The organism is Streptomyces sp. NPDC032472, assembly GCF_040636955.1.
GTDB lineage: Bacteria > Actinomycetota > Actinomycetes > Streptomycetales > Streptomycetaceae > Streptomyces.
In genome coordinates this window covers 92,585-105,012 of record NZ_JBEZVK010000005.1, presented here as the reverse complement: position 1 = coordinate 105,012, position 12,428 = coordinate 92,585, and the positions used below count along the sequence as shown (strand labels likewise).

The window sequence follows — 12,428 nt, the reverse complement described above, 5'->3', positions numbered from 1 at the left end:
GGGCCGGGGCTCGGGGTGGCCTTGGGCGGGGGCGGGTCGGGGCGGCTCTCAGGGAGAACCAGACCACCTTGCCGGGTGTGTCCGGCTGGTGCCGTGCCCCCCAGGCCTCGCTGACCGCCTCGACGAGCGCGAGGCCGCGTCCGCAGGTCTCCAGGGCGTCCGCGGCGGCCGCCCGCAGGACCGGGAGGCGCGGGTCGCTGTCGTACACCGAGACCGTCAGCCGCCCCAGCCGCAGCTCGATCTCGACCGTGCACGTCTTGTCCGGCTGTGCATGGCGGTGGACGTTGCTCAGCAGTTCCGTCACCCCCAGCGCAGCCCGGTCTATGAGTGGATCCAGCTGCCAGTGGCGCAATTGCGCGGAAACGATCCTCCGGATCTGCCCGATCCGGGACGGCAAGGCCTGCAGTTCGACGACGCAGTGCCTGCGTGAGTGACTGATCACGGCTGCGACTCCCCGACATGAGTGTTACGGGTGCTGCACCCTCAGTAATGCTCCACCAGGGTCACCCACGGTGCCCGCGGATGCAACCGAACGCGATCGAAAGCGATCCGCATGGATACCCAAAGTGACTGTTTGCGCAGGTGAGAGAGGTACATTGCGAATGCAGGGGGCGAAGAACCGCACGAAGGAGCAAGGCGCATGAGCACCACCCGTACCACCGCCGGTACGACGGCCACCACGGCCACGACGGTCGACGTCGACCGTAGCGACGCGGACTACCGCGCCTGGCTGAACGAGGCCGTCCGCAAGGTCCAGGCGGACGCCAACCGCTCCGCCGACACGCACCTGCTGCGCTTCCCGCTCCCCGAGGCGTGGGGCATCGACCTGTACCTCAAGGACGAGTCCACGCACCCCACGGGCTCCCTCAAGCACCGCCTGGCGCGCTCGCTGTTCCTCTACGCCCTGTGCAACGGCTGGATCCGCCCCGGACGCCCGGTCATCGAGGCCTCCTCCGGCTCGACGGCCGTCTCCGAGGCGTACTTCGCCAAGCTGATCGGCGTCCCGTTCATCGCCGTCATGCCGCGCACGACCAGCCCGGAGAAGTGCCGCCTGATCGAATTCCACGGCGGTGAATGCCACTTCGTCGACGACCCCATGAAGATGTACGAGGAGTCGGCGGATCTCGCGGCCCGCACCGGCGGCCACTACATGGACCAGTTCACCTACGCGGAGCGCGCGACGGACTGGCGCGGCAACAACAACATCGCAGAATCGATTTACCAGCAGCTGCGCCTGGAGCGGTACCCCGAGCCCGCCTGGATCGTGGCCACCGCCGGCACCGGCGGCACCTCGGCGACCATCGCCCGCTACGTGCACTACATGCAGTACGACACCCGCATCTGCGTCCCGGACCCGGAGAACTCCTGCTTCTTCGACGGCTGGACCCGCAACGACCCCCACGCGAGCAGCGATTGCGGCTCGCGCATCGAGGGCATCGGCCGGCCGCGGATGGAGCCCAGCTTCGTGCCGGGCGCCATCGACCGGATGATGAAGGTGCCGGACGCGGCGAGCGTCGCCGCCTGCCGCGCGCTGGAGCAGGCCATCGGCCGCAAGGCCGGCGGCTCCACCGGCACGGGCGTGTGGAGCGCACTCAAGATCATCTCGGAGATGGTGGCGGAAGGCCGCACGGGCAGCGTCGTCACGCTGCTGTGCGACCCGGGCGACCGCTACCTCGACAAGTACTACTCGGACGCGTGGGTGGCCGCGCAGGGCCTGGACATCGCCCCGTACGAGAAGACCATCGCGACCCTGCTGGAGACCGGGGTGTGGCGCGAGCCCGGCGTCGCCTGACCGGCCGGCCGCATGCGGCAACGGCGGCCGTTCGTTTCAGCGGCCGCCGCTCCAACGGCGTTCCGCCAGGCGGGCGTCGAGGGCGCGGACCGCGGTGCGGAACGAGTGCCCGAGGCCCGGGCGGGCGCCGGCGAGGGCGAGGAGGAACGGAGCCGAGCCGTCCGCGGCGAACGTCCAGCGGACCTCGGTCCCGTCGCCCGCGGCGGCCGGGGTGAGCCGCCACTCCTCCAACAGGGCCCGCACCCCGGGGACGTTGGTCTCGTCGACCCGGTACGCGTAGCGCCGCTCCGGATCGGCCGCCATGACCTTTTCCCGGAACCACACCCCGCCCCGCAGCCGCACCTCCCGGCCGGCGCCGCCGTACGCCGGCCGGGCGAGGGTCACCGCCCCGAACCACTGCGGCCAGCCCTCGACCTCCTCGGCCAGCGCCCGGTACACGTCCTCGGGCGGTGCGGCCGTGCGGGCGGTGAAGGACGGGCGGAACGGGGCGCTGCCGGTGAAGTCCAGCCCCACCGGGCGGAGACTGCGAGCCATGGCCTGCCTCCTGAGGAGTCCGTTTCTCTGCGGGTGCGCCTGGTGTGCTCTGGGTGCTGGATGTGCCTGCGGCGAAGAGTGGTTGATGCCCTGTCAGGTTACCTCGGTGCGGCCGCCGGCATCGCCCGTACAGGGGCTATGCGTGCGGCCCCCCGCGCGGGATGCTGGACCTGCGCCGATACCGCCCCGTGAGCGGAGACCGCCGTGCCGGACCACCCCCAGACCCCGCACCCCCTCGCTCTCGAACTCCTCGCCCCGCCCCGGCCCCTGGCCCTGGAACTCCGCGTCCACGGCGTGCACGGCGCGTCCCCCGACGAGCTGCTCGACGACCCGCGCACCGTCCGGATCACCGGCGACGCGACCGCCGCCGTCTTCCGCCGCGCCGCGGACGCCGACGCCGAGTCCCACCCCGAACGGTATGCCGGCCGGCCCGTCGTGGAGGCGTACTGCTGGTCCCGGCTCACCTCCGGCAACGGATCCCGCGCGCTGTGGCTGCTGCTCCTGCCGTTCATGGTGGTCAACCTCGCGCACTGGGCCCGCCCCGCCGTGCCCGACGGCGCCCCGCCGCCGCGCGCGGTGCGGACGTACGGGGTCCTCGTCCGGATCCTCGCCCTCAGCCTCACCCTGCTGCTGATCGCGGCCGCCTGCGAGGTGGCGCTCGACCTCCTCGCCTGGCAGTGCGCCGGCTCCCCGGCCTGCGCCGGCTCCCGCTCCTGGCCAGGCTTTGCCCAGCCCGGCCGCTGGTGGGGACAGCCCGGGCGGCGGCTCGCGCTCGCCGCGCTGCTCCCGGCGGCGCTCACGGGGCTGCTGTGGTTCCTGTCCAACCGGACGTGGAGCGCGTACGAATCCCAGACCCCGCCAGCGGACGCAGCCGGAGCCGGAGCCGGAGCCGGAGCCGGGGCCGAGCCGGGGTCCGGGGCGCCCGGTGCCTCCGAGGCCCCCGACGCGGCCCCCGCCCTCGGCCGCCCCGGATTCTGGTACGGGCGCCGGATCGTGGCCCGGCTGCGCGCCGCCCACACCGCCGCCGGGCTGCTCACCGTCGCCGCCGCCGTGACGGTACCCACCGCCCGCCACGACCGCAGCGCCAACGCGCCCGCCCTCGAAGCCTTCGGCTGGGCCGTGGAGTTCCTGCTCACCCTCGCGGCCGCCGCCGTCGCCTGGGTGGTCTGCCGGCGCGGCCGCACCGAGGCCCGAGCCGACCACCGCCTCGACCGGGCCGCCGTCACCTGGCTGCCCGCCGCCGCACTCGCCCTGCTCGCAACCGCCTCGGTGTACGCCTGCTGGTCCCGCCCCGGATGGACCTCCTCCGGCCGGCTCCCCGGCGACTTCGCCTTCGGCGTGCTCATGCTCGGCCAGGGCTGCTGCACCCTGCTCCTCGCCGCCGTCGCCCTCCGCCTCCACCGCCTCGCCCCCGACCCGGAGACCGCCCTGTCCGGGCTCGGCGGCCCCGCCATCGCCCTTCTCGGCTGCGCCCTCGGCGGCGTCATGTCCGGCGGGGTCGCCCAGCGTTTCGCCGACTGGCTCGACGGCAGCGGCAACGGCACCACCGCCGTGCCCGCCCCGCCGGTGCTGCTGTCCTGGCAGGCCGCCGTCCTGCCCCCGCTGCTCCTCGTTCTCGCGCTGCTTGCCGCCGTCGTCGCGGTCCGCGCCCTCCTGGCCCGGCGCCGGCTCGCCGCCCGCGTGGCCGCCGAATACCCGGGCGAGGCCCCGGACGCGGACCGCAGCCGCCGCATCGCCGGGGCCCGGGCCGCAGCCGCGCTCACCGACTCCGCACCCTGGTTCGTCGCCGCCGTCTGCGGGACCACCCTGCTGCTCGGCGCGGGCGCCCTGACCGGGGCATGGCTGAGCGGGCAGGTCCCGGGCGAGGCCGCCCGCGGCACGCACCCGCTGCTGGAGGCCGCCGCCCGCGCCGCCCAGGACGCCGGGTCCTGGCTGATCGGCTTCGGCTTCCTGCTCTTCGTCACCTGGGGCCGGCGCGCCTACCGCGACCCGGCCGCCCGACGCACCATCGGCGTGCTGTGGGACGTCGGCACCTTCTGGCCGCGCGCCGCCCACCCCTTCGCCCCGCCCTGCTACGCCGAGCGCGCCGTGCCGGACCTGACCTGGCGGATGACCGGCTGGACCGGCCGCACCGGCGGCCGCCTGGTGATCTCCGGCCACTCCCAGGGCAGCGTCCTCGCGGCCGCCGCCGTCTGGCAGCTGCCGCCGCACGTCCGCCGCCGCGTCGCCCTGCTCACATACGGCTCCCCGCTGCGCCGGCTCTACGGGCGCTGGTTCCCGGCCTACTTCGGGCCCGGCCCGCTCCTGGCCCTGCACCGGCAGGTCGACTGCTGGCGCAACCTGTGGCGGGCCACCGACCCGATCGGCGGCCCCGTCGCCGCCCCCGCCGCCCAGGACGCCGCGGACGTGGACCGCGGCCCGCTCGCCGACCCGCTCGCCTACGGGCGCAGCGCCCGCCACCCGCTCCCGGCGCCCGTCCTCGGCCACTTCGACTACCAGGCCGACCCCGCCTTCGCCACCGAACGCGACGCCCTGCTGGCCCGCCTGGCCGGCCCGCCCGCACCGCAGGACCAGCAGGACCGGCAGGAACAGGAAGTCCGGCGGGCCTGGCCCCAACCGCCCGTCCCGGCCGTCCCGCCCGCCCCGCCCGCTGTCCCCGCCCCGCGGATCAGCAAGGAGCCGGCAGCGCCGGGAGATCCTCCGCGAACAGCAGGGTGAGCTCGTCCGTGTCCGGATCCGCCAGCTGGGCCACCCGCCCCGCGTGCCGCTCGACCATCGACTCGAAGGTCTGCCGCGCGGTCCGCCCGTTCCCGAACGCCGGCCCCTTCGGCAGCTCCGTGAAATACCTCAGCAGCGCCGCGGCCGTGCCCTCGCCGAGCCGGTACTCGTGCTCCTCCGCCTGCTGCTCCACGATCCGCAGCAGCTCCTCGGGGCCGTAGTCGCCGAAGGTGATGGTCCGGGAGAAACGCGAGGCCACCCCGGGGTTGACCGTCAGGAAGCGGTCCATCTCCGCCGTGTACCCGGCGACGATCACCACGACGGCGTCCCGGTGGTCCTCCATCAGCTTCACCAGCGTGTCGATCGCCTCCCGCCCGAAGTCCCGGCCCGAGTCCTCGGGGGCCAGCGCATACGCCTCGTCGATGAACAGGACGCCGCCGCGGGCCCGCTCGAAGGCCTCCTGGGTCCGGATCGCGGTGGACCCGATGTGCTCGCCGACCAGGTCCACGCGGGAGACCTCGACGAGGTGGCCGCGCTCCAGGACGCCGAGCGAGGCGAGGATCTCCCCGTACAGCCTGGCCACCGTGGTCTTGCCGGTGCCGGGGGAGCCGGTGAAGACCAGGTGGCGGCGGACGGAGGCGGCCTTCAGGCCGGCCTGCTGCCGCCGCCGGCCCACCTCGATCATGTCGGTGAGCGCACGCACCTCCCGCTTGACGCTCTCCAGCCCCACCAGCGCCTCGAGCCGCTCCAGCACCGCACCCGAACCCGTCCGCACCGGCGCCCGGTCCGCCCGCTCCGCCGCATCCGCACGGGGCTCACCGCCCGCCGGGCGCGACCCGGGCAGCCGCGCCGTCTCCCCGGCCGGGGAGGATTCCGCGACGCCCTGCCGAGCGCTGAGCGTACGGCCGCCCGCCCACTCCCCGTCCGGCCACTCCCCGGCGGCGGCCCCGCCGACCGGGCCCGGCCGGTCGGCGGCGAACCGGGACGCCGGCTCGTCGGCGGTGCAGTCCTCGGCGAGGGGCCCGTCCTCCGGGAACTCGTACCCTCCCCGCGCGCAGCGCTCGGTGCGGCAGCGGGTCAGCGTGGTGCGGCAGCCGTCGAGGACGTGGAACCCGAAGCCGGAGCTGTCGCTCACCCGGCAGCCGTGGAAGCTCCCCCGGCCGCCGGCCGAGACGTAGAACCCGGCCTCGGCGGGCGAGGTGACCGTGCACCGCTCCACCGACGGGTCGGCGCCCTTGGTGACGATGACCCCGGTCTGGACGCGGTCCATGGTGCTGCCCGCGAGGGTGCCGCCGCTGCCGTGGTCGCGGAACCAGGCCCCGGTCCCCGCCTCCCGGATCCGGCAGTCGTCGACCTGCACGGTCGCCCCGTCGCTCACCGAGACGGCCGTGTTGCGCACCTGCGACAGGTCGCTGTCGACCACATCCGCCCGCGAGCCGCGGTCGAGGACGAACACCGCGTCGGGCACGTCGTGCACCCGGCAGGAGGTCAGCGAGGCGGTCGCCCCGTCGCTGATCCACACCGCCGGGTAGTCCCCGGTGCTGTCGTGGATCTCGCAGGACTCGGCGTCCACCCGAGTGCCCGGGTCCCACACGGACAGCCCGTTGCGGCCGAAGCGGCGCACGGTGGTGCGGGAGAGGGTGAGCGCCGAACGGGACCGCAGGTCGACCGCGTTCTCGGGGATGTCGTGGATGTCGCAGCCGGAGAGGGTGAGCACCGCGTCCGTGTCGAGGGTGATCCCGTCCGTGGTGGTGCGGTGGACCATGCAGTCGGTGAGGCGGGCGGCCGCCCGGGCGGCGATCTGCACGCCGGTGCCCTTGATCTCGTACACCTCGCAGCCCAGCGCCTCCAGCCCCGAGCCCTCGCCGGTGACGGCGATGCCCGCGCCCGAGGCGTGGTGGACGCGGCAGCGCTCCAGGCGCGGGTGACCGCCGCCGCGCACCGAGAACCCGCTCTGGCCGGCGGCGACGACCTCGCACTCCTCGAAGACCCCGCCGCCGCCGTCGAGCACGGCGATCCCGACGCCCGACGGGTTCTCCACCGTGCACCGGCGCACCAGCGGCCGGGCCCCGCCGCGCACCTCGATGCCGGCCGCCGAACGCGTGCTCACCCTCAGGTCGGTGAGCTCGGGGGAGCCCTCCTCCACCAGCAGCGCGGGCGCAGCCCGGTCCTGGCCCTCCAGGTACAGGTCCTGGACCACGGCGGAGGCGCGCAGGGTCAGCGCGACCCCGTCGGGCGGCGCGATCCGGACCGAGCCCGCCCCGCCGCCCTCCGGCCCGCGCAGGGTGACGGCATGGTGCAGCACCAGGTTCTCCCGGTAGGTGCCCGGGGCGATGGACAGCACGTCCCCGTCGCCCGCGGCGGCGAGCGCGGCGGCCAGTGTCGGATACTCGCCGGAGCGGCGCCGCCACCGCGAGGACCCGCCGTGCGTCACCTGGACCGTGCCGTGTGCCATGGTGCTGTTGTGCCCCCGCCCTCGTCCTCGTCCTTGCGCTGTCGAAGCGACTGAAGCGATCGAACCCGCCGGAGCCGCAGCCGCATCCGGCGCCCTGCGGTGGCCGCCGCCGGCCTACGGCAACCGCTCCGGCCGCTCCACCGTAGCGCGCGGAAGGCCGCGGGGCCGCCAGGTCAACTGCCTGCGCCCGCGCGGCCCCAGTCCGGTCCCGCCGCGGCCCAGGCCCGGTCCAGCCGCCGGTAGCGCAGGTGCACGAGCCGCCGTACGACGAGCCGGCGCACCGTCTCCACCAGCGCGGCGGCGCCGATCGCGGCGGCCAGGCCCACCACAGCGGCGTGCGCACTGGCCATGGACGAATCGAGCGGCCGCCCCACGAGCCGGCCCCGCAGATCGGTCCATATCCGGAACCGGTCGCCGGCCTGCGGCGGTTCCTCCGCCGCCGGGACCGTGCCCTCGTGGCTGCTGCCGTCGGGAGCCGTCCACGACGCCACGATCTGCGTCCGCTGCGGGGTCTGCCGCTGCGCCGCCGGATCCGCGGCCGCGCCCGTGGGCGGCTCCGCGGCCGGCCGGACCACCACCGCCGGGACCAGGTACCTCTCCTGCTGCTGCACGCGCGCGGCCTGCTGCAGCGTCCCGTCCACCTCCAGGCCCGTCACGCAGCCGACGACCGGGGCCACCAGCAGGACGCACACCAGCGCGGCGAACGCCAGCCAGGCCTCGAAGAGATCGGTCGGCCGCCGCAGCGGATTGCGCCGCCAGCGCCACACACCCATTGCTGTCCACACGGTCCGGCCCCCCAACTTGTGCCAGCCTCCGTCTGCCTGCCGTCCAAGCCTCTCGCACACCCCGGCGACGCGCATTCCGGGACGCGCGAGGGACGTGTCACCCGATCCGGTGCACGTTCCCCCGCACCTCGTGCGACACGTTTCGACTGATCCAACGGCATGGCCGGGGCTCTTGGTTCCAGCGTTTGCGCAGAGCCCCTCGAAGGTGTCATTCCAGGACGCGGACCTCGTCGCCGACGCGCACCGTTCCCGTCCGCACGGGCACCAGCTGCCGGCCGAACGCCAGCGACTTGCCGATCCGCCGGTGCCTGGCCAGCGTCTTGAGCGGCTCCTTGCCGCGCTCGGCCGTCCGCTGGTCGGTCGTCGTCACGATGCACCGGCCGCACTCGCGCACGCCGCGGAAGACGGCGTCGCCGATCGCGATCCGCCGCCAGCCGTCCTCGGCCCACGCCTCGGCCCCGGCGACCACCAGGCTGGGCCGGAAGCGGTTCATCGGCAGCGGCCCCTCCTCGGGGTGGCTGCCCTGCGCGATCAGCGCGTTGAGGGCGTCCAGCGACGCCAGGGTGGTCAGCAGCACCGGGTAGGCGTCGGCGAGGCTCACCGTCTCGCCGGGCAGCGCGTGGTCGGGGTCCACGGGGCGCCGCACTGCGGGGTCGTCCAGGTGCACCAGTCGCGCCGGCACGCCGAGGTAGCTGCTGAACCAGTCGGCCGCGGCTCCTGCCGCGACCACGGTCTCGATCTTCTTGCCGAACAGGACGACCGGCTCCAGCGGCCCGGGCTCCGGCACGTCGACCACCAGCTCGGACATGCCCGGAGCCGACAGCGCGACCCTGCCCCCCGCAAGGGGACGCGCGGCGGCCAACGCCAGCCGGGGCTGCTGGCGTTGGGTGATGACCGTGCCGTCGGGGTCGACGAGCGCCCAGCGGCGGTCCCCGGAAAAGCCCCATGGCTCCACGGCCACCTCGTCGGGAGCTGTCCCCGCTACCGACTTGACGGGGTGGACGTGGAGCGCATGGACGGAGAGGTTCGACATGGGAGCATCCTGCCAGGAGCCCCGCCGTCGTCCCAGGGGAGCGCCGGCCGGCCTCTCGTCAGTACCCGCGCTGCTGGTACGGGCGGCCGTACGGGTCCTCGTACGTGGCGGCCGGAACGGGGGTCGGGACCTGCATCGGGCGCGGCGCGGCCGGGCGCATGGCCTCGTACCCGGTGGCTGTGGCCATCGGACGCGGCTGCTGCGGCTGGGCCTGCTGCATGTACGCCGCGCGGGCCGCCACCGGCTGCTGCTGGGGGATGTACGGCGCGGGCGCGTTCTGCAGGGGCATGGGCGCGGGCGCGGCCTGCCCCTGGTACGGGTAGCCGTACCCGCCGGTCTGCTGCTGCTGGGGCGCTGCCGGGGGCAGCGCGGCCGGCAGCGCGGGCAGCGCGGAGGGGAGGGCCGGGACGTAGCCACCGCTCGAATAGCCCGTGCTCGGGGAGTCGTAGGCGGCCGGAACCCGGATCGGGGCGATCTGCGGAGTCCCGCGTTCCGCCACGAGCGAGTCGTAGATGGGGGTGTCCGGGAAGGAGGGCGCGGAGTAGTAGCCGCCGCCATAAGTGGAGCGGGGGGAGGTCATGGGACATAAGTTAAGCCCACGACTTCACGGGGTCCATAGCGAGGTGTGACGAACGCCGCGCTGACCTGCATCTTCGCAGGTCAGCGCCACACCTTTCACTTCACGTTCACGTGCACGATTCGTCTCTTGCGTCCCATCTTGCTCCGACTCGTGCCCGGTGGTTGGCTGTTGCACCCACATTCCACTGACAGAGCGTCACACCTCGGTGACCTGCGATGACATCGCGAAGCCGGCGGCTGTGCGGTTTCAGGCATCGCTCGGGCGGGCATAGGTACGGCCCTTCCAAGCCGCTCCGCGCCCCCTGTAGTGCTGCACGGCCGAATCGACGGTCATCAGCAGGTACAGCAGGGCCGTGAGCGGAAGCAGCGGAGCCAGCGCCGCGGGCTGCCGGTAGTAGCGCAGCATCGGCAGGTACGTGCCGGCCATCAGCAGCCAGGCGAGCCCCCCGGCCCACGCGGCGGCCGGCCGGCCGGCCGCCAGCCCCGCGAAGAGGGCGGCCGGGGGCACGAGGTAGACCAGGACCAGCCCCGCCACCGTCCCGGCCAGCAGCAGCGGCCGGTGGCGCAGTTGTGCGTAGGCGCTGCGCGAGACCATCCGCCACAGGTCGGCCAGGGCCGGGTACGGGCGCACGCTGTCCACCCGCTCCGCGAGGCCCAGCCAGATCCGCCCGCCGGAGCGCCGCACGGCCCGGGCGAGGGAGACGTCGTCGATGACGGCCTGCCGGATCGACTCCGGGACCCCGGCCCGCACTGCCGCCTCCGTGCGCAGCAGCACGCAGCCGCCGGCCGCGGCGGCGGTCCGGCCGGTGGGGCGGTTGATCCGGCGGAAGGGGTACAACTGGGCGAAGAAGTAGACGAACGCCGGCACGACGAGCCGCTCCCACGCACCGGCGACGCGCAGCCGGGCCATCTGCGACACCAGGTCGAGGCGGGCGCTGGTCGCGGCGGCGACCAGTTCGCGCAGGCTGTCCGGTTCGTGCGCGATGTCGGCGTCGGTGAGCAGGAGGAACTCCGGCTCGGCGGCGTGGGCGGTGCGGGCGAGCGCGATGCCGTGGCGCAGGGCCCACAACTTCCCGGTCCAGCCGGGCTCGGGGTCCCCGGGCGAGGCGACGGTGAGCGGGAGGCCGGGGTTCTCGCGGGCCAGGCGCAGGGCGAGGGCGCCCGTGCCGTCCGTGCTGCCGTCGTCGACCAGGATGATCTCGGCCTCGCCGGGATAGTCCTGCGCGATCAGCGACACCAGGCTGCAGGGCAGCACCTCGGCCTCGTCGCGGGCCGGGACGACGATGGCCACCGAGGGCCAGTGGGCGGGGGCGGTGCGCGGGGGGAGGCGGACGTCGGTCCGCCAGAACATGCCCTGGGCGAGGGTGAGCCAGATCCAGGCGGCGAGGGAGGCGCAGGCGGCGGTGAGGAGGCCCATGCCGGGCAGTCTGCCGAAACCCTGCGGGGCGTGTCTCGTATCCGCGCCGCCCGGCCCGGCGTCCGACCACCGCTGCGCGGAGCCGTTCCCCAGTCCCGCCCCTTCCCGAAACCGGGCTCCGCCCGGACCCGGTACGCTCAAACGCCGCGCGGGCTGAAATCAGCCCTGCCGGCGTTCGAGGGGCGGAGCCCCTGGCTTCGGGAAGGGGCGGGAAGGGGACCGGCTCCGCGCAGCGGTGGCGGTGGGCGGTGTGCCGCGGGCCACAGGCAGGCCCCGTCGGCCGGTGTGGTGGGGGCGCGTCGACTAAGGTGACCGGGTGAAGATCGCCCTCATGGACTCCGGAATCGGCCTCCTCGCGGCTGCCGCCGCGATGCGACGGCTGCGCCCGGACGTCGATCTGGTCCTGTCCTCCGACCCCGACGGCATGCCCTGGGGCCCGCGCACCCCGGCCGACCTCACCGGGCGCGCGCTCGGCGTCGCCCGGGCCGCCGCCGCGCTGCGCCCGGACGCGCTGATCATCGCCTGCAACACCGCCACCGTCCACGCCCTGCCCGCCATCAGGGCCGAGCTGGAGCCCGCGATCCCGGTGATCGGGACCGTGCCGGCGATCAAGCCGGCCGCCGCCGGCGGCGGCGGGCGCGTGGCGATCTGGGCCACCCCTGCCACCACCGGCAGCCCCTACCAGCGCGGGCTGATCCGTGACTTCGCCGCCGGCGCGCGCGTCACCGAGGTGCCGTGTCCCGGCCTCGCCGACGCCGTCGAGGCCGGCGACGAGGCGGCCATCGCCACGGCCGTCGCGGCCGCGGCCGCGCTGACCCCGGCCGACGTCACCGACATCGTCCTCGGCTGCACGCACTACGAGCTCGTCGAGCCGACCGTCCGCGCCGCCCTCGCGGAGCGCACCGGCGGGGCCGAGCTCACCTACTACGGCTCCGCCGAGCCCGTCGCCGTGCAGGCGCTGCGCCGCATCGGCGCCGCCCCCGCACCGGAGCTGCCGCGCACCGGCAGCCTGACGGTCCTGCTCAGCGGGGCCGAAGGGGCCCTCCCCGCCGCCGCACTGGAGTACGCCGAGGGCCGGCTCCTCGCCGGCGAGGGCGCGGCCGTCGCCGGCTGAC

At 75.0% G+C, this 12,428-nt stretch carries 9 protein-coding genes and 1 pseudogene; 3 read left to right on the top strand and 7 right to left on the bottom strand.

Going from position 1 to position 12,428, the window contains the following annotated elements:
- Positions 1–49: 49 nt before the first annotated feature.
- Positions 50–442, bottom strand: a pseudogene (locus AB0F11_RS04745) (ATP-binding protein); the annotation flags it as partial.
- 198 nt (positions 443–640) lie between these two features.
- On the opposite strand from AB0F11_RS04745, the gene AB0F11_RS04740 reads away from it, so the two are divergent.
- Positions 641–1,792: a PLP-dependent cysteine synthase family protein gene (locus tag AB0F11_RS04740; RefSeq protein ID WP_362168422.1), complete on the top strand. Its 1,152-nt coding sequence runs from the start codon at positions 641–643 to the stop codon at positions 1,790–1,792.
- A 36-nt stretch (positions 1,793–1,828) separates the two neighbouring features.
- Here AB0F11_RS04740 and AB0F11_RS04735 read toward each other — a convergent pair whose 3' ends face one another.
- Positions 1,829–2,326, bottom strand: coding sequence for an SRPBCC family protein (locus tag AB0F11_RS04735; protein WP_362168420.1), 498 nt, complete (start codon positions 2,324–2,326; stop codon positions 1,829–1,831).
- A gap of 294 nt (positions 2,327–2,620) precedes the next feature.
- Between AB0F11_RS04735 and AB0F11_RS04730 the strand changes: the two genes are divergently transcribed.
- The gene (locus AB0F11_RS04730; RefSeq protein ID WP_362168609.1) at positions 2,621–5,044 is read left to right on the top strand and encodes a hypothetical protein; all 2,424 of its coding nucleotides are present in this window, start codon (positions 2,621–2,623) and stop codon (positions 5,042–5,044) included.
- Here AB0F11_RS04730 and AB0F11_RS04725 read toward each other — a convergent pair.
- The 5 genes from AB0F11_RS04725 to AB0F11_RS04705 form a co-directional block, all read right to left on the bottom strand.
- Complete coding sequence (locus AB0F11_RS04725; protein ID WP_362168418.1) at positions 4,995–7,499, bottom strand: right-handed parallel beta-helix repeat-containing protein; 2,505 nt, start codon at positions 7,497–7,499, stop codon at positions 4,995–4,997. The two genes, AB0F11_RS04730 and AB0F11_RS04725, sit on opposite strands and share 50 nt — an antisense overlap.
- A gap of 173 nt (positions 7,500–7,672) precedes the next feature.
- Positions 7,673–8,284: a hypothetical protein gene (locus AB0F11_RS04720; RefSeq protein ID WP_362168415.1), complete on the bottom strand. Its 612-nt coding sequence runs from the start codon at positions 8,282–8,284 to the stop codon at positions 7,673–7,675.
- Between the two features lie 208 nt (positions 8,285–8,492).
- Positions 8,493–9,317, bottom strand: a complete 825-nt coding sequence (locus tag AB0F11_RS04715) for an MOSC N-terminal beta barrel domain-containing protein (protein ID WP_362168413.1) — start codon at positions 9,315–9,317, stop codon at positions 8,493–8,495.
- Between the two features lie 58 nt (positions 9,318–9,375).
- A complete protein-coding gene (locus AB0F11_RS04710) occupies positions 9,376–9,897 on the bottom strand; it encodes a DUF6643 family protein (RefSeq protein WP_362168411.1) in 522 nt (173 codons plus the stop codon).
- Between the two features lie 246 nt (positions 9,898–10,143).
- Positions 10,144–11,313, bottom strand: a complete 1,170-nt coding sequence (locus tag AB0F11_RS04705) for a glycosyltransferase (protein WP_362168409.1) — start codon at positions 11,311–11,313, stop codon at positions 10,144–10,146.
- A 316-nt stretch (positions 11,314–11,629) separates the two neighbouring features.
- Here AB0F11_RS04705 and AB0F11_RS04700 point away from each other — a divergent pair, with 316 nt between their 5' ends.
- On the top strand, positions 11,630–12,427 hold the full coding sequence (locus AB0F11_RS04700; protein ID WP_362168407.1) for an aspartate/glutamate racemase family protein: 798 nt from the start codon (positions 11,630–11,632) through the stop codon (positions 12,425–12,427).
- Position 12,428 lies beyond the last annotated feature (1 nt).

Excerpts from the sequence above, each read along its gene's own strand:
- AB0F11_RS04725 (WP_362168418.1), bottom strand. The coding sequence starts at position 7,499 with ATGGCACACGGCACGGTCCAGGTGACGCACGGCGGGTCCTCGCGGTGG.
- AB0F11_RS04735 (WP_362168420.1), bottom strand. The coding sequence starts at position 2,326 with ATGGCTCGCAGTCTCCGCCCGGTGGGGCTGGACTTCACCGGCAGCGCC.
- AB0F11_RS04740 (WP_362168422.1), top strand. The coding sequence starts at position 641 with ATGAGCACCACCCGTACCACCGCCGGTACGACGGCCACCACGGCCACG.
- AB0F11_RS04710 (WP_362168411.1), bottom strand. The coding sequence starts at position 9,897 with ATGACCTCCCCCCGCTCCACTTATGGCGGCGGCTACTACTCCGCGCCC.
- AB0F11_RS04705 (WP_362168409.1), bottom strand. The coding sequence starts at position 11,313 with ATGGGCCTCCTCACCGCCGCCTGCGCCTCCCTCGCCGCCTGGATCTGG.
- AB0F11_RS04715 (WP_362168413.1), bottom strand. The coding sequence starts at position 9,317 with ATGTCGAACCTCTCCGTCCATGCGCTCCACGTCCACCCCGTCAAGTCG.